At 72.0% G+C, this 25224-nt stretch carries 20 protein-coding genes, 1 pseudogene and 1 riboswitch; of the genes and pseudogenes, 11 read left to right on the forward strand and 10 right to left on the reverse strand.

Features of this window, described 5'->3' with window-relative positions:
• Nucleotides 1–517: 517 nt before the first annotated feature.
• The 7 genes and pseudogenes from AC067J_RS41140 (at nt 518) to AC067J_RS41170 (ending at nt 11003) form a co-directional block, all read left to right on the forward strand.
• Nucleotides 518–5143, forward strand: coding sequence for an AAA domain-containing protein (locus AC067J_RS41140; RefSeq protein ID WP_478307934.1), 4626 nt, complete (start codon nt 518–520; stop codon nt 5141–5143).
• The gene (locus AC067J_RS41145) at nt 5140–5991 is read left to right on the forward strand and encodes a hypothetical protein (protein WP_375960888.1); all 852 of its coding nucleotides are present in this window, start codon (nt 5140–5142) and stop codon (nt 5989–5991) included. The genes AC067J_RS41140 and AC067J_RS41145 overlap by 4 nt, the downstream gene beginning before the upstream one ends.
• Before the next feature lie 60 nt (nt 5992–6051).
• Complete coding sequence (locus tag AC067J_RS41150; protein ID WP_478307935.1) at nt 6052–7401, forward strand: hypothetical protein; 1350 nt, start codon at nt 6052–6054, stop codon at nt 7399–7401.
• Nucleotides 7402–7622: 221 nt separating this feature from the next.
• On the forward strand, nt 7623–9791 hold the full coding sequence (locus tag AC067J_RS41155) for a DEAD/DEAH box helicase (RefSeq protein ID WP_478307936.1): 2169 nt from the start codon (nt 7623–7625) through the stop codon (nt 9789–9791).
• 5 nt (nt 9792–9796) lie between these two features.
• Nucleotides 9797–10411 carry a very short patch repair endonuclease gene (locus tag AC067J_RS41160; RefSeq protein WP_478307937.1) on the forward strand — a complete coding sequence of 205 codons (615 nt, stop codon included), beginning with the start codon at nt 9797–9799 and terminating at the stop codon, nt 10409–10411.
• 50 nt (nt 10412–10461) lie between these two features.
• Nucleotides 10462–10590: pseudogene (locus tag AC067J_RS41165) on the forward strand (family 1 glycosylhydrolase); the annotation flags it as partial.
• Nucleotides 10591–10598: 8 nt separating this feature from the next.
• Nucleotides 10599–11003 (forward strand): hypothetical protein, encoded by a 405-nt coding sequence (locus AC067J_RS41170; protein WP_478307938.1) that lies wholly within the window; start codon nt 10599–10601, stop codon nt 11001–11003.
• A gap of 160 nt (nt 11004–11163) precedes the next feature.
• Here the strand turns inward: AC067J_RS41170 and AC067J_RS41175 are convergent, their stop codons facing one another.
• The 7 genes from AC067J_RS41175 to AC067J_RS41205 form a co-directional block, all read right to left on the reverse strand.
• Nucleotides 11164–12984 carry a vWA domain-containing protein gene (locus tag AC067J_RS41175; RefSeq protein WP_478307939.1) on the reverse strand — a complete coding sequence of 607 codons (1821 nt, stop codon included), beginning with the start codon at nt 12982–12984 and terminating at the stop codon, nt 11164–11166.
• The gene (locus AC067J_RS41180; RefSeq protein WP_478307940.1) at nt 12981–14045 is read right to left on the reverse strand and encodes an AAA family ATPase; all 1065 of its coding nucleotides are present in this window, start codon (nt 14043–14045) and stop codon (nt 12981–12983) included. Before AC067J_RS41180 ends, AC067J_RS41175 begins: the two co-directional genes overlap by 4 nt.
• Before the next feature lie 359 nt (nt 14046–14404).
• Complete coding sequence (locus AC067J_RS41185) at nt 14405–15130, reverse strand: alpha/beta hydrolase (RefSeq protein ID WP_478307941.1); 726 nt, start codon at nt 15128–15130, stop codon at nt 14405–14407.
• A gap of 160 nt (nt 15131–15290) precedes the next feature.
• Nucleotides 15291–16529 carry an MFS transporter gene (locus AC067J_RS41190; RefSeq protein WP_478307942.1) on the reverse strand — a complete coding sequence of 413 codons (1239 nt, stop codon included), beginning with the start codon at nt 16527–16529 and terminating at the stop codon, nt 15291–15293.
• Nucleotides 16530–16533: 4 nt separating this feature from the next.
• Nucleotides 16534–17337 (reverse strand): GntR family transcriptional regulator, encoded by an 804-nt coding sequence (locus AC067J_RS41195; RefSeq protein WP_478307943.1) that lies wholly within the window; start codon nt 17335–17337, stop codon nt 16534–16536.
• Nucleotides 17338–17438: 101 nt separating this feature from the next.
• A complete protein-coding gene (locus AC067J_RS41200; RefSeq protein ID WP_478307944.1) occupies nt 17439–18176 on the reverse strand; it encodes an SMI1/KNR4 family protein in 738 nt (245 codons plus the stop codon).
• Nucleotides 18177–18351: 175 nt separating this feature from the next.
• Nucleotides 18352–18714: a hypothetical protein gene (locus tag AC067J_RS41205; RefSeq protein WP_478307945.1), complete on the reverse strand. Its 363-nt coding sequence runs from the start codon at nt 18712–18714 to the stop codon at nt 18352–18354.
• A 208-nt stretch (nt 18715–18922) separates the two neighbouring features.
• Here AC067J_RS41205 and AC067J_RS41210 point away from each other — a divergent pair, with 208 nt between their 5' ends.
• Both AC067J_RS41210 and AC067J_RS41215 read left to right on the forward strand, forming a co-directional pair.
• A complete protein-coding gene (locus tag AC067J_RS41210; protein WP_478307946.1) occupies nt 18923–19693 on the forward strand; it encodes a hypothetical protein in 771 nt (256 codons plus the stop codon).
• Nucleotides 19694–19770: 77 nt separating this feature from the next.
• Nucleotides 19771–20397 (forward strand): class I SAM-dependent methyltransferase, encoded by a 627-nt coding sequence (locus AC067J_RS41215; protein WP_478307947.1) that lies wholly within the window; start codon nt 19771–19773, stop codon nt 20395–20397.
• A 184-nt stretch (nt 20398–20581) separates the two neighbouring features.
• Here the strand turns inward: AC067J_RS41215 and AC067J_RS41220 are convergent, their stop codons facing one another.
• Nucleotides 20582–21850, reverse strand: a complete 1269-nt coding sequence (locus AC067J_RS41220) for a GDSL-type esterase/lipase family protein (RefSeq protein ID WP_478307948.1) — start codon at nt 21848–21850, stop codon at nt 20582–20584.
• A 213-nt stretch (nt 21851–22063) separates the two neighbouring features.
• Nucleotides 22064–22690, reverse strand: a complete 627-nt coding sequence (locus AC067J_RS41225) for a ricin-type beta-trefoil lectin domain protein (RefSeq protein WP_478307949.1) — start codon at nt 22688–22690, stop codon at nt 22064–22066.
• Between AC067J_RS41225 and AC067J_RS41230 the strand changes: the two genes are divergently transcribed.
• Nucleotides 22680–22832: a hypothetical protein gene (locus tag AC067J_RS41230; protein WP_478307950.1), complete on the forward strand. Its 153-nt coding sequence runs from the start codon at nt 22680–22682 to the stop codon at nt 22830–22832. The two genes, AC067J_RS41225 and AC067J_RS41230, sit on opposite strands and share 11 nt — an antisense overlap.
• Nucleotides 22833–22896: 64 nt before the next feature.
• On the opposite strand, the gene AC067J_RS41235 is transcribed toward AC067J_RS41230, so the two are convergent.
• Nucleotides 22897–23622: a DUF1963 domain-containing protein gene (locus AC067J_RS41235; protein WP_478307951.1), complete on the reverse strand. Its 726-nt coding sequence runs from the start codon at nt 23620–23622 to the stop codon at nt 22897–22899.
• Nucleotides 23623–23776: 154 nt separating this feature from the next.
• Nucleotides 23777–23919, forward strand: a riboswitch (SAM riboswitch).
• Nucleotides 23920–24117: 198 nt separating this feature from the next.
• Here AC067J_RS41235 and AC067J_RS41240 point away from each other — a divergent pair.
• Nucleotides 24118–24831 (forward strand): IclR family transcriptional regulator, encoded by a 714-nt coding sequence (locus AC067J_RS41240; protein WP_478307952.1) that lies wholly within the window; start codon nt 24118–24120, stop codon nt 24829–24831.
• Nucleotides 24832–25224: the final 393 nt, after the last annotated feature.

Consider the following 25224-nt stretch of genomic DNA (forward strand, 5'->3'; position numbering starts at 1 on the left):
GCATCGAAGGGGCCAAGTCCCCTAATAATGCCGTTACTTGAGATGATCGGGCCAGCCGGGTCCTCGACTGCACCGTCTGGCAAGACGCTTCGGCCTCGGTCATATCGACTTCGACACTCAGCGCTGCACTGCGGCCTCGTGCACCTGGTGCCGCGACCTGATCGCGGCGCACCGGCTGGAGCACAGGATGCAGCTGGATGATGCTTTTGGACAAGGTGGTGCAGATCCGTGGTGCCTGGGCGGAAACCGTGTCTGAGTCCCCGATCCCACCACACGCCGCGCTGCTCCCGAGAGGGAGGGGGTTTCTCTCGCCGGAACGGATGTCCGTCGCTCCAGGTCGTCCGTTCGGTGCATGGAACTCCGTTCGATGATGAATCGCGACCGGGGCCCATCAGTTGCCCGTCACCTACTGCATGTCAGTCATTGCCGAGTGTGTTTCCGGCCATCTTCCCGTGGCCCTCCTCTGAGTTCGGCGTCCGCCCTCATCCTGGAACGTTCGTCACCGACTGAGGGGAGAATGGTGAGCGTTCCACGACGCCATGCGAGCGATCCGGATGTCATCGGCCAGACCGCTGCGCTGGTCGGGTTCCTGCGCGAGGTCGTGCAGAGCAGTCATCAGCGGCTCCGGGACACACGTTCCTGGGATCCGCTCTGGCTGGCCGACCTGCCCGCGAAGGTGCCGCGGCCCTCCGACGACGACCGTCCGTTGCTGGTCCTGGACCACGTCCCGCAGGCTGCGGCACCAGAACTTCCGCCCGTGCTGGAAGGGTGGGTCGACGAGCGGCCGTGTCAGGACGCGGATGCCGAGGACCCACCGCTCTCGGAGGAGGGCCCGTACCGGACCTGGGTTCCGGGGGCGGGTGATGACGATCGCTGGCAGGACAGCGAGGTCACCGTTGCGAGGGAGGATGCCGAGGAGGTTCTGCGGGCGTACGGACCGTGGCTCGCGCGCTGGCGCCTGTGGGCCGAACGTGAACGGGCCGAGCGGTTGCATCGGGAGCTCTACGAGAAGATCTACCACTGGCACCAGAAGATGGCACAGCAGGACGACCAGTACGAACTCGTGCTTGCAGTGGGCCTGTTGTCGTGGAGTGAACCGAATGGCGGGGCGATTCACCGGCACGTGCTCTCACGGCGGGTGGAGACCCAGGTGGACCGGCGGACCGCGCGGATCACCGTGCGCCTCACCGGCAACGGGGCGGTTCGTCTCGAGGACCGTGACTTCCTCGACACGGACGACGGATGGGTGCCGGAGCGCTCCGCGGCGTTCGACGAGGAGCTCTCCGCGAGGCCTCTCCACCTGCTGGGCGAGGATGCGCTGGAGTGCCTCTCGCAGTGGCTGGACCTGGTGCTTCCCCGTCCAGTGGCGTTCAGCAGCAACTGGCGCCCGCTGGCGGGGCCGGATGCGGGAGCCAGGCTGACGTACGCGCCGGCCCTCCTGATGCGGCCCAGGGACCGCAACGCGGTGCTGAGCTTCTACGACCGCATCGCTGAGAGCGTGGTGTCCGAACGGAAGGCTCCGCTCGGGCTCGCACAGTTGGTGATGTCGCTGAACTCCGAAGACCGGCAGAACTGGGGCGGGAGGCAGGCGCCCGCGCTCTTCGGCGGCGAGCCACTGTTTCCCGCCAAGACCAACGCCCAGCAGCGATCCGTCCTCCAACGGCTTCAGCGCGACACGGGCGTGGTGGTGCAGGGCCCGCCAGGGACCGGCAAGACCCACACGATCGCCAATCTGGTCTCCGCGCTCCTGGCCCAGGGCCAGAGGGTGCTCGTCACCAGCGCGAGGGATCAGGCCTTGACGGTTCTCCGGGACAAGCTGCCCCCGGCCGTGCGGGACTTGTGCGTCCTCCTGCTCAGCAGCACCAGCCAGGACGGTGCGAACGAGCTCGAACGCACCATCAACGCGTTGAGCGACCAGGTGGCAATGGGTGACACCGACCAGCTGCGGGACGAGATCCACCGCCTGACCCAGCGGCGGTACGAGGTGCGCAGCCGGATCAAGCTGCTGACCGAGCAGGTGGTCTCGTTGCGGGAAGCGGAGGTCTACCAACACCCGGAGGTCGCACCGGGCTACTCGGGAACGCTGGCCGCGATCGTGCAGAAGGTGCAGGACGAGGCGGTGCGGCTGAATTGGATCGGGAGGCTGCCCGACCGGGCGCCGGCCACGCCCCCGCTGTCGCCCGCCCAAGCGGATGAGCTGCTCGCACTTTTGAGGGATGGCGGCGCCGGGCAGTGGGCGGAGTCCGGGGTGTACCCGCCGGCCGAGACGCTGCCGACGGCAGGCCAGGTTGCGGCGGCCGTCGCGGCGGGTCAGCTGAGTGCCAACGGGCTCGCTCCCGCTGCCGTCGAGGTACGAAACCTACTGGCCGGGCTCGAGACCTCGAGGACCGACGAGCTGACGGAGCTGCTGCGCTCCGGTCGAAGCAGGCTGCACCGGCTCGGCATCCCGTGGGAGGCCGTGCGATGGGGGGCCGAGAACTGGGTCGCACGTGCCCTGACGGATCGGCTCGCCCGGCGCAATCCCGATCTCTGGCAGCGTGTCAGGGATGTCGCGGGTGTCCTGTCCGACGTGACCGATGGCCTCGAACGGGTCGGTCTGCGGGCAGTGGTCCTTCCGGACTCCCTGACGTCGGAGGGTGCCCATCGCATGGCGGCCACGATCCCGGCCTTGATGAAGTATCTCGCTGGGGGGCGCCAGCTGCGTAAGCGCTTCGCGTCGAGGGCTCAGCGGGAGGCCGACGAACTCCTCAGCACCTGTCAGGTGGACGGGATCACGCCGGCCTCCACGGAGGACCTGGGTGCCGTCCTCTCGTACCTGCAGGCCCATGCGGCACTCGCGGCCGTCGCGACTCGCTGGGAACAGGTGGGAGCACCCCTCGAGGAGGGATCACTGGAGGTGCGACTGGCTGCGCTTCGCGAGCGGCATCGGCAGCTGGCCGAGATCGATGCGTTCGGCCGGGTTCGCGAGCAGATCGACGAGGTCCTCGTACGCCACGGCATCTACCTCGACTTGACCCGACCACAGGAGTGGCAGGACTTCGCCGAGGCCGCGTCGGCGTTGGCAGGTCGGCAGCGTGCCGAGGAGGCGGCGGCGCGGCTGGCCCGGTGGGAGGGACTCCTGCGTGGTGAGGGCGACGGCGCGGCTCCGCCGGTCGAGGCGCTCGCCATGGCCCAGGCCCTGCAGGAGCGCGACGTCGACCGGTACGCGAAAGAGCTCGAAGCCCTCGCAGCGGCGCAGTGGCGGGACCAGCGGCGGAGGCGCTGTGCGGAGTTGCTCGAAGGTCTCCGGGTCGCGTCGCCCGCGCTCGCGGGTCGGCTCGAAGTCGAGGCCGATGATCCGGCCTGGGACGAACGGCTCGGACGGCTCGGCGAGGCCTGGGCGTGGGCGAAGGCGTGCGAGTTCATCGACGACGAGCGCGCGCCCGGCCGGGAACAGCGGCTCGACGGCGAGCTGACCGAGCACGAGGCGAAGCTGGAGGAGCTCACGGGGGACCTGGCCGCCGCGCAGGGCCGGTTGCACTGTCTCGTCCGCATGACCCCGGAGCAGCGCTCGGCGCTGCAGGCCTACCGCACGCACATGGCCTCGTACGGCAAGGGCAAGGGCAAGAACGCGTCCCACTTCAAGGCGGCCGCCCGCAGCGCGATGGACATCGCGCAGGGGGCGGTGCCGGCCTGGGTGATGCCCATCGCACGGGTGGCGGAGATGATCCGGCCCAGGCAGGACGCGTTCGACGTGGTGATCGTCGACGAGGCCAGTCAGGCCGGCATGGACGCGCTCTTCCTCCTCTGGCTCGCACCGCGGATCATCGTGGTCGGCGACGACAAGCAGTGCACGCCCCCGGTCACCGGGTTCGGACGCACTCAGCAGATCCAGGACCGCCTGACCGCGCACCTTCCCGAGGTGCCGGCCCACCTGCGCCAGCTGTACATGCCGCACTCCAACCTGTATCAACTGCTGTCGGCGCTGTTCCCGTCGACGATCCGCCTGCAGGAGCACTTCCGGTGCATGCCCGAGATCATCGGCTGGTCCTCGGCGACTTTCTATACACCGCCGGGCCTCATTCCGCTGCGGCAGTACGGAGGCGAGCGGCTCGACCCGCTGCTGACGCACTACGTCGAAGGCGGGGTCGCCGAAGGACGGGACAGCCGGATCCGGAACCCCGAGGAGGCCGGGGCGATCGTCGACTGCCTCGCCGAGCTGACCGCGGATCCGGCCTACGAGAACAAGACCATGGGAGTCATCGTGCTCCAAGGCACGTTCGGTCAGGTCAAGTTGCTGGAGCAGCTGATCGAGCAGCGTCTTCCCGCCCCGGTTCGGGAACGCCACCGTATCCGGGTGGGCACACCGGCCCAGTTCCAGGGCGACGAGCGGCACGTCATCCTCCTGTCGATGGTCGTAGACCGGGTCCGGCGCATCTCGGGCGGCCTGCGCAGCGAACAGCAGGCCTACAACGTGGCGGCCAGTCGCGCCCAGGACCAGATGCGACTCTTCTACTCCGTACCGCCGGACCAGCTCAGGCCCGGCGACCTGCGGCTGAACCTGCTCAGCTACATGCAGAACCCGCCTGCGGCGCTGGCCGAGGCCCACGACATCGGTCCGGTGCTGCCCGACGTCCGGCGAGTCCCCTTCGACTCCCTCTTCGAGCAGCAGGTCTACTTGCGGCTGAAGCAGCGCGGGTACCACGTCGTGCCGCAGTACCCGGCCGGCAGCAAGCGCATCGACCTCGTGGTGGTCGGCGCTCGGGGCCGTCTCGGCGTGGAGTGCGACGGCGACTACTACCACTCGACCCTCGACCAGCTCCGGCACGACCAGCAGCGCGACCGTGAACTCCAGCGGGTCGGATGGAGGTTCTGGCGCGTCCGCGAGAGCGAGTTCAGGTTCGACCCGGACGAAGCCCTTGCCGGACTTTGGCAGGAGCTCGACCGGCAGGGTATCCACCCGGCCGACTACTCCCGGCCGACCGTTCCGCCGGAGGACGCGCGGCCGTGGACGGCCCTCGATCTACCGGCTGGTGACGAGCTCCCTGATGAGGGGACAGAAGAGCACGAGCCAGAGGGGGCGCGGAGCCCCGACACCGGGGACGGAATTCCTGCGGGATCCGTCCCCGGCCTGAACACCGAATCGACTGAAGGAGCGGTATGACCCAGTCCCAGACCCGGCAGCACGGTCTCACCCTGGACGAGAACACCCTGCAGGAGCTCGCCCGCGTCGTCGCGGGTGACGACGACCTCTACTACCGGCGCGGCTTCGAGATCGCGGGCTTTCTCAAGCGGGCCGGCTGGCAGGAGGTGCCCGAGTACGACGGCCAGTACCGCAGGGAGTGGGCGATCGGGCTGCTGATGGAACGGCGTGACCAGCCGGGGGAGATCGAGAAGGTGCTGCTCCGGCTCGCCGACCCTCGTGAGTACCTCGACGAGCCCGAACTGCTCGGCGAGGTGGTGGCGACGGTCAACGCCTTCCTCATCCACGAGGGCTACCGGCTGGAGAACCCCGGCGGCGCCGCCAGGCTGGTTCCGTGTGATCCGGCGCTGGCCCACCCGACCCACTACGGGGCCTCCGAGCTCAAGGTCGTGATGACGGACCTCATCGCCGACGAGGCCATGGCCGAGCTCCTCCAGTGGCGCTTGGACGAGGCCCGGACCTGCTACGCCAACGGAGCCCACGTCGCGGCGATCATCATGCTCGGTTCCCTGATGGAGGGCGTGCTCCTCCGGACGGTCGTGGAACGGGACGCGTCCCTCCTCGGGCGGGACACGGAGGACAGCATCAACCTGGACCGGCTGATCAAGGCCTGCCACCGGGCCGGGTGGATCGGCGCGGACGCCGAGAAGTTCAGCCACGAATTGCGCAGGTACCGGAACTTCGTCCACCCCAATGCCGAGGCCCGTCAGAACCACCGGCCGGACCGCGACACCCTGGCCATCTGTTGGCAGGTGGTCAACGCCGCGCTCAACGACCTCGCCGAGACGCACCCGGACCGTGCCAGGTAGCCCGAACAGGGACCGACCGACACCAACGACGCGATCCACAACCTGATCAGGGGAGAGATGATGGGGAAGAACGCAGCCGCAATCCTGAGGGACCTCGTCCAGCCGTGGAACGTCGCGATCCACTCGACCTCCGGCCTGGCCGGGAGCGTCGCCGAGGTTTCCGACGCGGACGACAAGGATCGGCGCGGGAAGAACCAGGAACCGCTGCGTCGGAAGCCGGGGCTGCACGCCGTGCCCGTGGGGGACCGCGGACAGTCGATCGAGCTCACGCCGTGGAAGCTGCTGCACACTCTCGGCAGGGCGAACGTCCTGGCCCGGCAGGGTGCCGGCCGGGGGCTGGCCGAACACTGGGCGAGCCTCAAGTACTGCCAGGCACTGAACGGCAACCATGGGAGCTTCATGGCCCTCTCCGATGAGGGCCGTAACCCGATCCGTCACTACAAGGCGGTCCAGTCGGGCGAGTTGGGGATCGGGTTCGCCCTGGCCGTGGCCCAGGAGGTGCTCGGGCGGCGCTACCCGGAGCACTCGGTGTCGGTCATCGATGCCGAGATCGCCCTTCGCGCGGGGTGGACGCTGACGGGGAAGGAGGACTCGACGCACCGGGCGCCCAGGCGCCCGCACTTCTTCCTGGAGGTGTGGAAGCCCGGCGCGCCCTCGAAGGTCGTGCTCGTCGCCTGCAAGGGGACGCACGGGAAGCCCGTACAGGTGCACGCCCAGCTGTCCACCGCGGCCGTGCACGTCGAGGCTGTCCACATCGGCAGGCCGGGGGAGACGCCGGCCATGGTCTTCGGCACGGAGATCCCGGGCAAGGAGCCCATCACGCTCCACGTGCTGGAGGCGAGCGGAGACGGGACGTTGCTCCTCCCCGGCGGAGCTGGTGAGGCCGACCTGGACGGCCCGCCGGACGACCGCGCCGTCGTACCCGGAATTGACCTCGCGTGGGGGACCGGCGGGGAGTCGCGGATGGTCTCCGGCTACCACGTTCGGCCCGAGCACTACGGATGGTTCCGCCGCGTCCTCGCGCACGTGGACGCGGCTGGCCTGATGGCCTTCACCGGAGGGGGTGAGCCCACCGCGCGGTACCTGTCGAAGCGCCAGGGGAAGCGTCACTTCGAGCAGTACACGCACGCGGGCACGGGTATCGTTCAGGACATCGCGTACTCCGTGCACGGCGTCGACTTCGTGGGCACGGATCATGTGTTCCGGCTGAACGGCACGCGGGTGGAGGCGTTCTCCGGGATCGCGAGGGGCCTCTTCGAGGGCCTTGCGGCCGGCCGGGTCGAGGAGTACCGGCAGGAGGCCCACGCCCTCCGCGAGGAGTGGCCCGACGAGCAGTGGGACGCCAAGTGGAACGGGCCGGTCTCGTTGAACCGGGACGGTTCGGTGCTGGCCATCCGTGTCCTGGGCTGACGCTTGGTCGACGAGCAAGGGGCTTAGCGGCTCCGGTGGGAGGTTCCGGCCGCCACCGGAGCCGTCACGTGCCTGGGAGCCCGCCCGGCGCGGGAGGGGAACTGCAGTGCTGGCCTTGGTCCCGGACGAAGACGATCGCGGCGGCACGGACGGGGGACGGGTGGAATCATGTGGAGGTCCGGAGAAGCGCTGGACGGTCGAACCGGGGTAGGGAGCCGTGGGTGGGGGACAAGCAGCGGACCGTTCGGAAGTCCCGGGCTGTTCTCGCGGATGCCGAACGACTCCACAGGGCCGCTGTCGCGGTCATCGAGGATCACCGGGATGCCGTCGCGCAGGTGACCCGGGCCGCAACCGCTCTGAGGGACCGGCTGGTTCGCGAGGAGCTGGAGACCATTCCCGTCGCACGGCTCAGGGACGTGACCGCGGGGCGTCTCAGGGTCGGCGCGTTGGAGGCTGCGGGTTTCCGCACTGTCCAGCGGATCGTCGATGCATCGGCGTACTCGCTGCAGTCGGTCCCGGGAATCGGTGCGCAGACAGCTGCCCAGACCGTCGCCGCTGCTCGCCGGATCGCGGAGGCGGCCGGGCGGAGCGTGGCCGTCCGGCTCGACGTCGACCACCAGGACACGATGAGTACGGCACTGGTCACCGCGCTTCAGCGGCTCGTCGTCGCCGGTCCCGAGGCGGCCCACGCCAATGAGGTCGCGCAGCGCGTTGTCGGCGAGGTCGCTGCACTCGTCTCGACGGCCCAACCAGCCCGGGGGGCCATCCGCGGCCTGTTGGCCGGTAGGCAGCGGAAGCAGGAGGCCCACGCCGCCGTCGAGCAGCTCACGGCTCTGCTGGCGGAGTCGGAGGCGCAGGCGATACCGATGCTCTTCGCACAGGCTTCGGCGGACCTCCTGCGGTCGCCGGCTTCCGATGTCGAGGCGTGGACGGACTTCGAGCACCGCTCTGCCGAGTTCTACGGCGTTCTCGGCGAGATCGCGGGGCTCGCTCCGGACCAGGTCAGCGCATCCGAGGGCTTCCTGCCCGAGGAACTGTCCGACGGAGTCCGGGCCGAGCCGCTGGACGAGACGCAGTTCAAGGTCTCACTGCGCGGCTACCAAGCGTTCGGCGCCCGATTCGCCCTCAAGCAGAAGCGGGTGATCATCGGCGACGAGATGGGCCTGGGGAAGACCGTTCAGGCCATCGCCGCGATGGCGCACCTCCGGGCGCGGGGGAGCACACACTTCCTCGTCGTCTGCCCGGCGAGCGTCCTCATCAACTGGACCCGGGAGATCGAGACCCGGAGCAGTCTGCGCGCCTACCGGTTCCACGGCCCGGAGCGGGAACCGGCACGTGCCGAGTGGCTCCGTGACGGTGGTGTCGTGGTGGTGACGTTCGACGGTCTCCGCCAGCTGGACGTCCCACCGGAACAGGCGATGGGAATGGTCGTCGTCGACGAGGCCCACTACGTCAAGAACCACGCGGCGCGGCGCTCCCGGGCAGTGGCTGCGTGGACCGACCGTGTCGAGAGGGTGCTCTTCCTCACCGGCACTCCGATGGAGAACCGGGTCGAGGAGTTCCGCAACCTGGTGCACTACCTCCAGCCCGAACTGCTGTCCCGCATCCACAACGGCTCGACCGGGGTCGGTCCGAATGCGTTCCGGAAGGCGGTCGCCCCGGCCTACCTGCGCCGCAACCAGAAGGATGTCCTCACCGAGCTTCCCGATGCCGTTCACGTCGACGAGTGGGAGGAGTTCACGACGGCCGACTTCGCGGCGTATCGGGCCGCCGTTGCCGCCGGGAACTTCATGGCCATGCGCCGCGCCGCCTACGCGGACCCCGCGCGATCGGCCAAATTGCAGCGGCTGCGGGAGATCGTCGAAGAGGCCGCCGACAACGGGCGGAAGGTCGTGGTCTTCTCGTTCTTCCACGACGTCCTGGCGGCCGTCCGAGGATCACTTGGCCGAGGGGTGTTCGGACCGATCGACGGCAGTCTTCCGGCAGCGGGGCGCCAGGAGGTGGTGGACCGGTTCGCCGCGGTGGCGGGCCACGCGGTGCTCCTGAGCCAGATCCAGGCCGGAGGTGTGGGGCTGAACATCCAGGCGGCGTCGGTCGTCATCCTGTGCGAGCCGCAGGTTAAGCCCACCATGGAGAGCCAAGCCGTCGCCCGGTCCCAACGGATGGGACAGGTCCGGCGCGTCCAGGTGCACCGGCTGCTCGTCGCCGACAGCGTCGACCAGCGGATGCTGGAGATGTTGCGGGCGAAGGAGCGGCTCTTCGACGACTACGCACGGCGGAGCGAGGTGGCGGAGTCGACGCCGGAGGCCGTGGACGTTTCGGAGCAGTCATTGGCGGTTCGGATCGTGGAGGAGGAACAGCTCCGCCTGGCTGCCCTGCCACTCGACTGAGCTCCGTGGCCGGCGCGGAGGCCGTTGTCGAGGTGCGGCGTGCCGATCGATGTCATCGCCGTCTCCGGGAGGGTGACCACTGCACCCCGACCGAGGTTGATCGGTGCATGGGACACAGGGGCAACCGGATCGACGTTCCGCCGCCGAGGGATGCCAACGTCCGTCGGGTAATGCGGGCACAGCGCAGCGTGGACACGGCTCCCGAACTCGCCCTCCGGCGGGCGCTTCACTCGATGGGCTTCCGGTACCGGGTGAACCATCCCCTCCCCACGATGCGGCGTCGGAGGGCGGACATCACGTTCGCGCCCTGGCGAACGGCGGTGTTCGTGCAGGGGTGTTTCTGGCACGCCTGTCCTGAACACCTGCACGCGCCGAAGCACAACGCCGAGTGGTGGTGGCGGAAGTTCGACGACAACACGCGTCGTGACAGGGACACCGATGCCACCCTTCTCCGGCTTGGCTGGCACCCTCTGAGGGTGTGGGAGCACGAGGCCGTCGAGGACGCCGTGTACAAGGTGGTGGAGGTTCTTGCGTACCAGGGACATCCACGTGCACGACGGATACATCAAGGCTCCGGCGAAGCGCTGAACCAGAACAGGGCGCGCGGCGAGTTGGTGTGACGCCAACAACGATGATCGACCGATTTGTACAATGACAGGGTGTTCGACGGGCCGAGGGCTACCACCAGCGCTTCGGCCTCGTCCACGTCGACTTCGAGACGCAGGAGCGCATTCCGAAGGCCTCGTACGCCTGGTACCGGGACCTGATCGCCGCCCACCGGGCACGGAGTTCGAGGTAGGTCACGCGTTGTTCCTCGGCGGGACGGTGGACGGGAGTTCCGGCCGCGCCAAAGCCCGGGGTCTCTTCTCCAAGGTGCTCGTCGCGTACGCCGACGTCCGGACACGCACCGTGCGTGCCTGGTCCAGTTCCTTCGGGTCGGAGCCGAGGATCGAGGTGGTCGCCGAGGGCGACGACGCCAACGGCCCCCGGTTCCCCTCCGCCGCGGGCGACCCGCACCAGACCCTGTTCATCGCCTACCTCGACGACGGTCAGGTCGTGCTCGCCAGGCGCGGAACCGCCGGGTGGACCAGTCAGCCGGTCGCCACCGGCGACGGCTGGCCGTCCCTGGAGTTCGGCAAGGACGGTACGGCTCACCTCGCCTACGGAACCGGGACGTTGATGTACGCACGCGGCACCGTCGGCCCCGGCTGACCGTAGCAGTGGTGACTCGCGGAAGAGGCCTTGCCGGCCGGTCCGGCTCCCGCCGGGTGGGTGAGGGCGTCGGACCGGGCCCGGGGCCGTCCGGCAGGCGCTGCCGGTGGACGGCCGGGCCCTGGTGCGCGCGCTCGGGCACACGAGTCCTCGGTTCGCCTCACCGCAGCCGGAACACGGGGCCGCGCGGGGTGAACGGCAGGCCGGCGTCCTGCGGGAGCAGGTAGGCGTGCTCGCGGCGGATCCGCAGCACGTCGCACTCGCCGTCGGTGATCAGCAGCACCGGGGCGCCGGGAGGGAAGTCCTCGGCCCGCTCCAGCAGGTCGACCCCGGGCTGGAGCAGCGTGCCGCCGCGGCCGCGCACCCGGACCCGGCCGGCGATCTCGTCGGTGGGCAGGAAGCCGGCGTCGTGAGGGGCCGCGTCGCAGAACACCACCCGGGCGGCCGGCACGTCCCGGGCCGCCGCGTAGGAGGCGATGGCGCCGAGCGCCTTGCCGAGCAGTTGGCGGCTCATCGAACCGGAGGTGTCCAGCAGCACGCCGAAGGTGCAGCGGGCCACCTCCTCGGGCGGGTGGTGGCGGCCGGCCCGCGGGATGTCCGGTGCGGACGCCTGCCGCCGGGACGGCCGGGCGTAGCTGCGTACCGGCTGCGGGGCGGGCACGAACTCGTCGAACCAGCGCGCGAGTTGCGCGTCCCAGGGCAGCGGCGGCTGGGACAGCGCGCGGATCTCCTCGACGAGGCCGGCCGGGAGGTACCCTCGCTCGCGCCCGTGCAGCTCGAAGCCCTGCTGGAGGCCGCGCCGGTAGAAGTCGTCCAGGTCGACGTAGTCGCGCGGGCGGCCGAGCGGCTCGCCCAGGACGTCGCCCCGGCCCTTGCCGGCCAGGGTGGCCAGGCGGCGCAGCCGGCGCTGGTCCCGGGCGATCCGGTCGTAGACCTCCTCGGTCGACAGGCCGCTCAACTGCGGGTCGTGCAGCAGCCCTTCGGGCATCTCGCCGACGCCCATCTCCAGCAGCCAGCCGTTGATCACGTAGTCGGCGGCGACGTTGAACAGGTACGGGTCCCGGCCGCCGCAGCGGTCGCCGTGCCGGAGCGCGGCGTGCAGCATCTCGTGGGCCAGGACGAAGCGCCACTCCTCCTCGGTGTGGCGGCGCAGCGGGTTGAGGTAGATCTCGCCGGCCTCGGCGTTCACCGCCGCGATCGCGATGCCCTGGGCGCGGGCCAGTTCGGCGTCGGCGACCAGGGTGATGCCGGCCGCCAGGCCGCTGAGCAGCGGGTAGCTGGAGACGAACCAGTTGAGCGCCCTGGTCCACGGCCGCTCCGGGACGCGCTCGCCGGTCAGCTCGTCGCGGCGGCCGCCGGCCACGTCCATCGCGGCGGACATGGTGCGGGTCAGCGCGGCGGCGAAGACCGAGGACCAGTCCTCCGGCACTTGGTGGCCGTGCCAGGGCACGAGCAGCTGGTCCGGGTGGCCGCCCGCGGTGCCCGTGATCCGGGGCAGGCCCTCCTCGCGCCAGCGGGCGGTGAGCTGGTCCTCGTCGCCGGGCGGGATCCGGGTCGGCAGCTCGAAGGGGGCGCGGCCGACCGGGAAGGTGGCCTGGAAGCGGTGCACCACCCCGCAGTTGGCGGCCAGCCGGTGGGCGTCCGGCTGGGTGCGGCGGCCGCGCTCGGCGGGCAGGTGGCCGAAGCCGAGGTGCAGCAGGCAGTGCGCCAGCACCCAGGCCCACTCGGCCGGGTCGGCGCGGCGCATCCGGGGGTGGGTGAGGTTGGGGTGCAGGGTGCCGTCGGAGTCGACCACCAGCCAGCCGTCCCCGGGGGCGTCCGGACAGTCCTCGGCACGGCAGACGTCCACCGGGATGGCGGCCAGCGCGTGGTTCCGGTGGACCAGGCTCCAGCCCCCCTGGAACGCCTCCAGCGCCGGGTCGCGGGGCTTGGTGCCCTTCTCGGTGCTGCCGGCCCCGGCGCCGGACCCGCGTCGGCTCACCGGCGGGCCTCGACCAGGCGGGGCATGTCGCGGGCCGCCTCGATCAGGAACCAGGAGGGCAGCACCGGATTGCCGTCCGCGCCGTCGGCGATCACCGTCTGGGCCACCTCGACCGAGATCTCGGCGAGTTGGACCAGCAGCGACTTGGCCCGGTAGGCGGTCTGCCGAAGCGAGTCGGAGACCTGCTCCTTGCGGGCCGGGAGCTCCTTGACCAGCCGGCCCCGGAAGGCGTCGGCCAGGTAGTAGAGCAGGTCGCGGTCCTCCGGGCGGTGCGGCCAGCGGGCGTCGCCCTTGAGGATCGCGTCCAGGCCGTACGAGTTGCGGACGATCTTCACGTAGCCGCCGAAGGAGACCGCGTGCTGCGGGGTGAGCAGCCCGTGCGCCAGCACCTTGACGGTCGGCTCCTCCAGGGTCGGGCCGAAGGAGTGCAGGGCGTCCGAGAGCATGTGCCAGGCGCGCGGGGTGGAGAAGGGCTCCTCGGTCTTGGGCGGGGCGGACCAGAGGTGGTCCGGGCGGTCCGTCAGGTAGTCCACCACCCAGCGGTGGATGCCGTTGTCCGCGGCCCAGGCCAGCCAGTCGGTGGAGCTGGCCCGGAGGTGGACGTGGACCAGCCGGTTCACCAGGGCGGACGCCATCGGGCGGGCCAGCGCGCCGTCGGTGGCGCGGTTCCCCGCGCCGATCACGATCGAGCCGGGCGGCAGCTCGTAGGAGCCGATCCGGCGGTCCAGGATGAGCGAGTAGAAGGCCTTCTGCACGTCCGGGGTGGCCGCGTTGAGCTCGTCCAGGAAGAGGCAGTAGGGCTCGGTGCGGGCGATCGACTCCGGCGGGCAGAACCGGGAGCGTCCGTCCTCGGTGATCTGCGGCACCCCGATGAGGTCCTCGGGTGCCAGTTGGGTGCCGATCAGGCTGACGCACTCCAGCCCGAGCGAGTCGGCGAACTCCCGCACCAGTGAGGACTTCCCGATGCCCGGAGCCCCCCAGAGGAAGACCGGCCGGACGGTGGTGAGCCCGAGCAGCAACTCGGGGACCTGGGACGGCGACACGGTGACGGCGGCCTGCAACGCGGGATCTCCTCGGGAGGGTCGGGGATTCCGCGCCAGTGTGCGGGACGGCACGGCGGGCCGCACCTGCTTTTCGCGGAGCCGCCGGGGACCGGCGTGCTCGGACGGGGCGGGCGGGGGGCGACCGGCCGCCGGTGCGGGCGGGTGACCGCCCACGCCGTGGAGCGCGGGCGGCCGCGACCGCTGCGCGCTCCACGGCGTGGGCCGGGTCCGAGCGGCGCCGAGCGGCACCGCGCGGCACAGAGCGGCGCCGAGCGGTACCGAGCGGTACCGAGCCGGGGGCCGGTGACTTCCTGACGCCGCGGGGGAGTGGGAGGGCCCGGCGCGATGAGCGGCGGTGACCGGCACGGTCGAGACGCCTACCGGCCGGCCGGGGAGAGGTGGCTTCCGGTGGCCAGTCGGTGGAGCAGTCCGACGGTCTCGTCCTCGTGTGACGCGAAGGCTCCGTGGTCGCTGTGCCAGGTGATCGCACGGGTCGCGCGGGTGGCGAACCGGCGTTGCAGGTCCGGGTGCATGACGCGGTCCTCGGTGCAGACCACGTAGGTGCTGGGCCGGTGGTGCCAGGCGGCGCCGGTCGTCGGCTGATGGCCGGGGGCCATGGACTGGGGGACGAGCCGGGCGGTGTGGCGGGCGCGTTCCTCCTCGCCGAGTTGGGCGTGGAACAGTCGCCCCGCAGCCTCCGGGTCGATCGTCGTGGTGCCGGCGGGGTCACCGATCATGCCGGCCCCCAGGTCGGTGGGCGGTGCACCGGCGAGCAGGCCGAGGGCGGTCTCGCCGCGGTCGGGCATCATCGCGGCGAGGTACACGAGGTGGTCGATCTTGTGCGGCGGAAGGCCGGTGATGACGGCGCCGCCGTAGGAATGACCGCACGCGACGGCGGGGCCGCCCCCGGGCAGCCGGTCCAGTGCGGCCTCGGCCGCGGCTGTGTCGGCTGCCAGCGACCCGCGGTGCAGCTCGGCGACGGCCACGGCGACACCACGGGCCCGCAGCCCGGCAGCGACGCCGTCCCAGGCATGACCGGTGTGCCACGCGCCGTGCACCAGCAGCACTCCTCGGGACGCGAGGGCGGGGGAGGAAAGGGTCATCAGGGGCCTCTCGGTGTTCGATCGGTGGCGGAAACAGGGGCGGCGCCCAGCCGTCCGCCCATAAGAGCCCACCGGCCGGGAAAAGGATTCAGCTTCCGTCCTGCGCCTGGTACCGCGACCTGATCGCCACCCACCGGCCCCCGCCCAGGGGGAGTCGGACTCAGGCCGGAGGCTCCGAGCGCAGGTTTCGGAGCGGGGAGGCGAGGCCCGGGACGAAGCTCAGCGTCATGCCGACCGCGCCGATCCACAGCGTGGCCCTCGTGCCCAGGGCAGCGCCTGCGAGCCCGCCGAGAACTCCGCCCAGGGGCAGGCCGCAGCCGGCCAGGAACCGGGTGGTCGCGCTCATCCGGCCGAGCATGCCGACCGGGGTGAGCGCCTGTTGGACGCTCGACTGGGCGACGACGCGGACGACTCCGCCCAGGGAGAGGGCCGCGAGCCCGGCCGCCGCCGCGGGAACGGTCCAGCCGGGGTGGGCCAACGGCATCAGGGCGGCCGGCGGACAGGTGACGAGGGGCGCGAGCCAGCTGACCCGACCGGGCCCGAACCGGACGGACAGCCGTCTCGCGCAGAGCGCTCCCAGCAGGGCGCCGCAGCCCATCCCCGACAGCACGAGGCCGACGCCGGTGGAATCGAGGCCCGTCTCCCTGGGCAGGTGGACCAGCAGCACGGCCTGGTACGCCGCCAGGAAGAGGTTGAAGAACACGTCCCCCAGAACGGTCGCGCGGAGCACGGGATGCGTGAGGACGAACGCCAGGCCCTCCTCGATGCCGCGGAGCAGCGGGGGCGTCTCGGCGGGCTCCGGCCTCCGTTCGCGCTTGCGGATGCCGATCGCGAGGAGCCCGGACACCGCCATTCCCAGCGAACCCGCCAGGATCGCGGCAGGAGGTCCCGCCCAGCCGGCCAGCGGGCCCGCCACCGCCGGACCGCTGATGCTGGTCACCGAGCGCACCGCCGAGAGCTTCGCGTTCCCCTCGACGAGATCGCTGCGCCCCACCAGCTGCGGGAGGCAGCTGACGTAGGCGGCGTCGAAGACGGCCGTCAGCGCCCCGTGGACCATGGCCGTCGCGAGGAGCCAGCCCATGGTGAGGTGACCGGCCCACCAGGCGATCGGTATCGTCGCGAGCGTCAGGGCCCGCACGAGGTCGGTGCCGATCATGACCGTCCGCTTCGGAAGGCGGTCCACCCACGCTCCGGCCGGCAGTCCGACCAGGAGCGAGCCGGTGGTGACCACGGCGGTCAGCAGTCCGACGTCGAGCTCGTCGCCGCCGAGGGCCGCGACGGCGGCCAGCGGCAGCGCCAGGAACATGATGCGGTCGCCCAGTTGACCGGCCGCGGTCGCGGCGAACAGGCGCCCGAAGTCCGGGTTGCGCAGGAGTCCGGGGCGCGGAAGGGACGGCATCCGGTCACCGGCCCTCGGAGGCGGTCCGGCGTCCCGCCGGTTCCCGCGGCGAGGGGTCGTCGACCGCGAACTCGTAGACCACCTGCCGTCGTCCGTCCGGGACGACGATGTCGGCGGTCTCCACGGGGCGGCCACCGGTGTCGTGGATGGTCCGCTCGATCCGGAGCACCAGGTCCCCCGGGCTGATCCCCAGGAGATGTGCCTGCTCCCGGGTGGCACGGGCCGGGCGGGGCCGCTCGACGACGGACCGCACCACGACACCGATGGAGCGCATGCGTTCGACCACCCCCCTGCCGGCGAGGGGTCCGGCCTCGGGGAGCACGACCGGCGTGCCGCCCGTGATGGCCATCGGCTCCCAGGAGCGAGAGAGTTGGACCGGTCGGCCGTCGGCGAGGAACTCGTAGTGGGTGGTGACGCAGGGATCGCCGGGGCCGATGGCGAGCCGCTCGGCCACGTCCTCGGTGGCCGGGACGCGCACCAGGCTGTGCGCGTCCCAGGAATCGGCCCTGCCCCGCTCCTCCGACAGGGTGGGGAGCGGGGAGCCGGCCCGGTGCTCGCGGTGCCGGGAGCGGATCATCGGCAAGCGCTCGCCCGGTGCGGTCAGGTACGTTCCCGAACCCGCGCGTCCCTCCAACAGGCCCTCGGCGACCAGTCTTTCGACGGCTCGCTGCGTGACGTTCCGTCCGACCCCGTACTCGACGGCGAGCCTCAACCGCGACGGCAGCCGCGCCCCGACCTCCCACTCTCCCGCACGGATGCGTGCGCGCAGCGCGTCGGTCACGGCGAGGTACGGCGCCTCCCTGGGCAAGTGCGGCTCCTCCGGTCGTTCTGCACGGTCGCTGGTGATGCCGAGCGGCATTCACAAGCTATTCGACGGGCCGAAAGCTGCTGGAGTAGCAATGGGTTCGGTCAGCGCGGCCGGTCGTGCTGCCAGTCCCAGGGGAGGGCGGCGAACACCGGAGCGTCGACCGCGCGCCGGAGCCGGTACGGGCCGCAGGCGCGGTCGAATCGGGCGCGGCTGCCCGGGGCGGCGCCGCGCAGGTCGGCGAGAAGGGCGTTGTCGGGGACGCGGCGCGCCAGGGCGGCAAGCGTCGGGTCGGTGCCGCCGGTGCCGCCGGTGCCGTCGGCGCGCAGTGCCGGCGCGGGGTGCAGGGTGAGCTCGGGGCCGTCGGGGTGGAGGGCGTCCCAGAACTCGTCCGCGTAGGGCTGGACGCCGTCCTCGAAGCCGACCTCGTCCACGAGCTCCTCGGCGGTGGTGATCAACCGGTCCAGCCAGGCGGCGAGCGAGCCGGCCTGGACGTACAGACCGCCCTCCCGGTACTGCATGAGCACCTGGCCCCAGCTTCCGTCGGGGGCGGTGTCCACCCAGGTGAGCCCGCCGCCGCCGTCGTCCGACACCACGTGCCGCAGGTCGGGCAGCGCGGGACCGCTCCGCTGACGCGGATGTCCTGTCAGGCGGACCTCCACCGGCGGTACGGAGAAGCCGCCCAGGTGGCGCAGGAGTTCGCGCTCGGCGAGCGGTACCGGTACCCCGGCGGTGGCGGCGTCGGTGGCGGCGTCGTCCAGGCCGGGCCGGACGGCGAGGTCGAACGGAACACGGGCGGCCAGCAGACGCAGACGGGTGGCCAGGGAGTCACCGGTGATCATGGGGGCACGCTACCGGAGCCGCAGGAGCACCCCGCCGCCGGTCGGGCCGCCCCGGCACCGGCCGCCGGACGGGCCGGGGCGGCGGGTGCGGGGACGGGCCGGGGCGGCGGGTGCGGGGCACCCGAGACGGACGTGCGGGGGCGACGCCGGGCGGTCACTCGGCCCGCCGGGGCCGTCAGCTGTCGGAGTAGCCGAGGTCGCCGATCGTCCAGCTGCTGATGTCCTCGATCGCGATGCGGTACATGCCGCCCGTGTGGGGGAGCGCGAAGTCGCCCTGCAGGATCTTCGCCCGGTGGAGGTGGAGGTGGGTGGGCCGCGCGGGTGGGCCGTCGGCGGGCGGGGCGAAGAGTTCGGCGAACGGCTTCAGGTGCTCCGAGGCCTGGAGGACCTCCGCCACCCGCTCCCACCACAGGGTCACCGGCGCGAGTCTGCCGGTGATCACCGCGCCGGGTACCACCACGGTCAGGGACATCTGATTGCTGTGCTCGGACTCCACCATCGCGGCGATGTCGACGAGCAGCCTGTCAGGGTTCGACATGGTTCCCAGGGTAGGACACGATCCGGCGCTCCTCCCCTCCCCGGGGTGGCGGCCGCGGCCGCCACGGGCTTTCCGCAGGTGGCCGGGCGCCGCACCGCGCCGCGTCCGGCCGGCCGGAACCGGTAGCCCCGTCCGCCCGTCATCTCCAGGGAGTTGCCGCATACCCGACGCCCCCGTAGCCCTTCACCACCGAGCCCCGAGGAGATCCATGGCCGACACCGTCAGCTCACTGGCGACCCGTCTTCACGAAGTACTGGTGGAGCTCCTGACCAGGGGAGCCGCCGTGACGGGGACCAGGGGCATCCACGACGTCGTCGCGCGTGCCGCGGCGCTCGGCCCCGACGGTGCGTGGCTCGCCGCCGCGGGCCGCGCCAACCTCGCCGGGCTGGCGTGCGCGCAGGGGCAGACGGAACTGGCCGTCCTCCACCTCGAAGCGGCGGTGTCGGAGGGCTTCAACGACTGTGTGGTGCTCCACATGGCCCCCATGCTCCCGCTGCACCAGGACCCCCGCTTCCGGGCCCTGTACGAGCGGATGCGCATCACCCGGGCCGACCTCGACGAGTTCTTCTGGCTGCACCGGGAGATGCGGATCGCGGTGAGGGAGGCCCAGGACGCGAGCGTCGACGACATCGGCCGCCGCGACACGGGGGTGTCGCTGCTCCCGCAGGCCCCCATGCCGACCCGCGAACCGGACACCCCGGGCGTCCTGATCGCCCGCATCGATCTCGCCGCCCTCCAGACCGCGCTCCGACAGGCCGCCGTGAAGGCGGAGTTCCAGCGCAGCTCGGGCAACACCAGCCTCAGCCTCATCGACGACTCGTGGGACTACCCCGGTGCGATGCGCGACGCCTGGCACGCCGACGAGCTGGAGACCCGGCGCCGGCAGGCGGCCGAGGCCCGGGCCTTCGTCGAACGCCCCGGCGCCGGTACCACGCTCGTCCCCTGCCCGCCGCTGGGTTCCATCACCTACCCGGCCTGAGCAGGGCCGCACCGGCGCGGGCCGACACGGGCCGACACGGCGCGGTGCCACACTGGTCATGAGGGCTGGAGGTCGTGATGGGGTTCTACGCCGATCAGGTCGTGCCGCGGATCGTCAACGTCGTCTGCGGGACGAAGGAGGCCGCGCACCTCCGGCGGAGGGTCTGTGAGGGCCTGGAGGGCGATGTCCTGGAGGTCGGGTTCGGCTCGGGGCTGAACGTCCCGTTCTACCCGCGGGCCGTGACCCGGGTGGCCGCGGTGGACCCCTCCGAGGTGGGCTGGAAGCTGGCGGCCGAGCGGGTGGCGGCGACCCCGGTCCGGGTGGAGCGCGGGGGCCTGGACGGTCAGGTGCTGCCGTTCCCGGACCACTCCTTCGATGCGGCGCTGTCGACCTGGACGCTGTGCACCGTCCCGGACGTCGAGGCCGCCCTCCGCGAGGTGCGGCGCGTCCTCAAGCCCGGTGGGACGCTGCACTTCGTCGAGCACGGCCTGGCGCCGGAGGGGGACGAGGCCGTGCGTCGCTGGCAGCGGCGCCTCGACCCGCTGGAGCAGCGGCTGTTCGCCGGGTGCCACCTGACCCGTCCGGTCGCCGAGCTGCTGACCGGGGCGGGCTTCGTCATCACCGATCTCGACGTCTTCTACGAGAAGGGCGCACCGAAGCCGATGGGGGCCGACTCCCTCGGCGTCGCCGTTTCACCCGCCTGAACCGGTCCCCGGCCTGAACCGGTCCTCGTCTGAACAGGCCCTCCGCCCGCCCCTGTCGACGGTCCGCGGAGTCCTATGGAGTCCTACAGAGTCCTGCGGAGCCCTGGGGTGGGCCGGTGCCGCAGGACCCGGTGTGACCTGGCGGCGGTCCGTGCGGAACGCGTCCGGACCGCCGCCCCGGCGGTCAGCGCAGGCTGTCGAGGTCGATGCTGTCGGCCACGGCCCGGTAGCCGAGCGGACTGGGGTGGAGGTGGTCGCCGCAGTGGTAGCCGTCCGGGATGCTGCCGGTGCCCTCCGGGTCGATCGCCCGGTCGAAGTCGGCCACCGAGTCGTACTCGCCGGAGGTGCGGATCCACTCGTTCAGGTCGCGGCGCAGCCGGTCGGTCTGCGGGGTCCAGAACGGTGCGCCCCCGAAGGGCATCAGGGTGGCTCCGACGGCCGTGACGCCGCGGACGCGGGCGGCGCGGATCAGGGTGCGGTGGGCGTCGATCAGCCGCCGGAGGGTGACGGGCGGGTCGTCGCGGTCCACGCCGCAGATCTGGTCGCCGGGGCGGAGGATGTCGTTCATGCCGTGGGAGACGATCACGGTGCCGACGTTCGGCCGGTCGAGCACGTCACGCTCGAAGCGGGACAGGGCGCTGTCCCCGGCGCAGGCGGAGTCGGCGAGCATCTTGTTCGAGCCGATGCCGGCGTTGAGCACGGGGCGTGGCCGGCCGGCGGTGGTGAGCCGTTCGGCGAGGAGGTCGGGGTAGCGGTCGTCCCCGTCGACGGTGGCGCCGAACCCGTCGGTGGTGGACTCGCCGAAGGCCACCACCGCCCTGTCCGCTCGCCGCCCGCCGCTGACCTCGACACCGCTCAGGTAGTACCAGGAGCCGTATCCGGGCCGGACGGCGTCGGTGAACGCCGCCGCGCCGGTGTCGCCGCGGTGGTCGCCGTCGGCCCGGTAGGTCGTGGTCATGGAGAGCTGGTGGTAGGTGGCCGGGCCGGTCGGGCCGTCGAACCAGAGGGTCAGCGCCACCCGGTCGCGGGCCGCCACCGGCAGCGGCACCGGGTCGCTGAGGACCTCCCCGCCGACGGGGACGACGACCGAGTCCCGGTGTCCGAAGCGCAACGGCCGTACCGTCCCGGGGACGACGGACGCCCCGTCGGCGGCCCGGCCGACACTGGCCCCGGTCAGCCGCAGCGGGGTCGTCCCGTAGGCGTTGGACAGCCGGAATCGGACCGCCGAGCCGCCCGTGCCGACCCGTACCACCTCCCGCACCGACTGGTGGTCGAAGCCCTGGACGGCCCAGGTCGCGAACCAGGGCGCTCCGGAGGGCCGCATCATCGGCGCGGACCACGCGGCCGACCAGTGCTGCGGGCGCGCCGAGCCGGCCGCGGCGGGGGTGGAGGCCGTGGCGATCGACAGGGCGGTCAGCGCGGCGACGGAAGCGGCACGGGTGAGCGGGATCATGGGGGCCTTCCTCGGGGTGTCGGTCGGTGCGTGGCGACGGCCGGGTGCCGGGTGCGGGCACCCGGTGCACTCCTCGCCGGATCGTGCGGGCTCCGGCGACCAGTGCCGCCGGCGTCCCGCCCTCTCACGACCCTGACCCCACGCGGAGCGGGAATGTGACACGGGAGCGCCGGGCCCGCGGCCCGGGTGCAGGGCCGGCGGGGCGGGGTCGGCTCAGCTGGGTCGGGACCGGGCGCTTTCCGTCGAGGGAGGCGACGCCGATGGGGGGAGCGCTTCGGGGAAGAGCTGCACGTCGGGGGTCCACTGCTGGGCGCCGGTGTTGTTGCACTGGTAGAGCTGGATCAGGGTGCCGTTGGCGGTGTCGCCGTTCTTCACGTCCAGGCACTTGCCGAGCGCGTGGACGCTGCCGTCGGCGCCGAGCGTGAACTGCTCGGCGTCGGTGCCGTTGCAGGTGTACGTCCAGCCGGCGGTGCCGTTGACGGTCCTGCCGCCGGCGATGTCCAGGCAGAGGTTCTCGTCGGCGGTGTCGAGCACGCCGGAGACCAGCGGGGCGTGGGCGGACGCGGTGATCTTCGTGGTCGGCACGCCGCCGACCGAGCCGGGGGCGAGCAGGGTGGTGCCGGACCGGTCACCGGTGCCGATCCGCGCGCCGGCGCCGAGGTTGCAGCCGGCCTGGAACGTTCCGGGGAAGTACCAGAGTTCGCCCTTGTCGACGGTGATCAGGTCGGGGGCGTCGGCGAACCGGGCGAGCTTGCCGGGGGCGAGGATCCGCGTGACGTCCGCCCGGGTGCGGTCCGAGCCCTTGGCCGGGCAGGGGGAGGAGTTCCGGATGGGCGCCACGTTCTGGGTGAGCGTGAAGCGCCCCGACGTGCCGCCGGGCGTCACGGTGATGCGCGATGCCGAGGGCCTGCTGCGCATCCTCGACGGCTACTGGAGCGCCGGCAGCCTGCCGCAGCAGAAGGTGCGCCGCCGCCGGGGTTGAGGGCCCGCGCGGAACGGCCGATGCCCGGCTCGCGAGTGCTCGCCGGGCATCGGCCGTTCCCGGCTCAGCACTGCCAGAGGAACGCCGCGTCGGCGCACGGGGGACAGGTGAAGGCGTAGGCGCGGCCGCTGCCGAAGTTCATGGCGGTGACCGGATCGGGCCCCTCCTGGAGCTGGACGGTCAGCCGCATCGGCTCCGAGCAGGTCGAGCAACTCGGCGTCTGGTCGTACTGGAGCCAGGCCGGCCGGCCGTTGAGCTGCCCGAGGACGTGGTTCCGGGGCCGGCCGGTCCGCGCCGCCCAGGCGGCGCGGGCACCGTCGAAGTCCGGGGCGTCCGCCAGGACCTGGAGCTCGGCGGCGCGGGTGGCGCCGAGGAGCAGGACGTCGTGGTCGTCGAGGTCGTCGTCCGCGTCCTCATCGTCGTCCTCATCCGAGTCGAGGTCCTCGCCGGCATCCGCGGGCTCGTCGACCCGGGGCAGCGGGATCGGCCGGAGACCGTGGGCCGGGAGGATCAGCGCGCGGTTGGCACCCGAGCGGGCTTCCCAGTCCCGGCAGCTGCCCGGGTTGTTCTGGCAGGCGAACAGCACCAGCACCCGGGCCTGCGGCCCGTCGTCTCCGGCGACGGCGGCGCCCGACTCGTCCAGGACGATCTGCGCGAGGAACTGCAGTGGCCCGCCGCACATCCCGCAGGTCGGCCAGGCGGTACCCGGCAGGGCCAGCGGTACGCCGCCGATGCGGGTGATCTGCGCGTCGTTCGCGGTCGGGCCCGCATCGGTGATCAGGATCGTCATACGACCTGACGGTAGAACACCGTACTGACGCCGCTGCCCGACGCCGCTGCCCGACGCCGCTGCCCGCTGTCGGCCGGTGCGGTGGACGGCGGGTAGGGGGTGAGAAGGGGGAGGGGGTGACGGGCGGCCGGGGGAGTCTTGTAGGGTTTCTCGCGAATCATCCAGAGGGGTGGAGGGACCGGCCCTACGAAGCCCCGGCAACTCCCCGTTCGACCCGGCGTCCGAAGTACGCGCCGTGCCGTCCGGGACCAGTGCCAACTCCGGCCTGTCGCCAATGTGGCGCGGGAAAGATGAGGAGACACGGTGCTCTCTGTGCTGTCCTTCCCCCGGGCGCTTCCCGTCCCGGGCCTTTCGCGTACCCGTCTCGTGCCCGGCGCAGGCAATCGGCCGACTTCTGCGGCCCGCCCCCGCTGACCACCCCCCCCCGGCTCCCCGCGGGGAGTCACCGTGAGCAGGCCCATGTGCGGCTCACGGGATCTGAGACGGAGTACATCCATGGAGAACACGAGCGGCGTCGGTGTGCTCGACAAGATCACCTCGATTCTCGGCACCCTGGAAGCAGGTCCCGCCACCCTGACCGGACTCGTCGCGGTGACCGGCCTGGCACGACCCACCGCCCACCGGCTCGCCGTCGCACTCGAACAGCACCGCCTGGTCGCCCGGGACGTGGAGGGCCGGTTCATCCTCGGCCCCCGGCTCGGCGAGCTCTCGGCGGCCGCCGGTGAGGACCGGCTGCTGGCTGCCGCCGGTCCGGTCCTCACCCAGCTGCGCGACCTCACCGGTGAGAGCGCCCAGCTCTACCGCCGGCAGGGAGGGGTCCGGATCTGCGTGGCTGCCGCCGAGCGCCTCTCCGGCCTGCGCGACACCGTCCCGGTGGGAGTCACCCTTCCGATGAAGGTCGGCGCCGCCGCCCAGGTCCTGCTCGCCTGGGAGGAGCCCGAGCGGCTCCACCGGGGTCTGCAGGGGGCCAGCTTCACCGCGACGGCGTTGAGCGGTGTCCGGCGGCGTGGCTGGGCCCAGTCCGTCGGGGAGCGCGAGGTCGGGGTCGCGTCCGTCTCCGCGCCCGTCCGCGGTCCGGCCAACCGGGTCACGGCCGCCGTCACGGTCTCCGGGCCGATCGAACGGCTCACCCGCCACCCAGGTGCCCACCTCTCGCGAGCCGTCGTCGAGGCAGCCGACCGCCTCACCGAGGCTCTCCGGCAGACCTGACGGGCAGACCTGACGGGCAGTCCCGACCGGCACGGCCGCCGGCTGCCACCGCGGCGGGTCACCCGGCTGGGGAGCGGTCGGCCCGGCCGGTGGTCCTGCCCGTGACGAGGTGATTTGTTTTGCGCGTGGAGGAGGAGTACTGTCGCCCAGTCGCTTGGCAGGGAGCACCGGACACGCATCAGCGCGGACGGTCCCGGAGCGGCCAACCCTCTGAAAATGCAATCGCCGCCCGGCATCGGGTTTATTTGGCGTGCCCATTTCCGGGGATTGCGGCCGGATTCGCTTTTCGGAGCGGAGGTCGGCTAGAGTTTGGAACGTCGGACGGGGCGTCAAGCCGCAGAAGACACCAGCGAGTTGGATGAACGAAGCGCCGGAAACGGAGCGGAAAACATC

Source organism: Kitasatospora sp. NPDC042419, assembly GCF_056437345.1.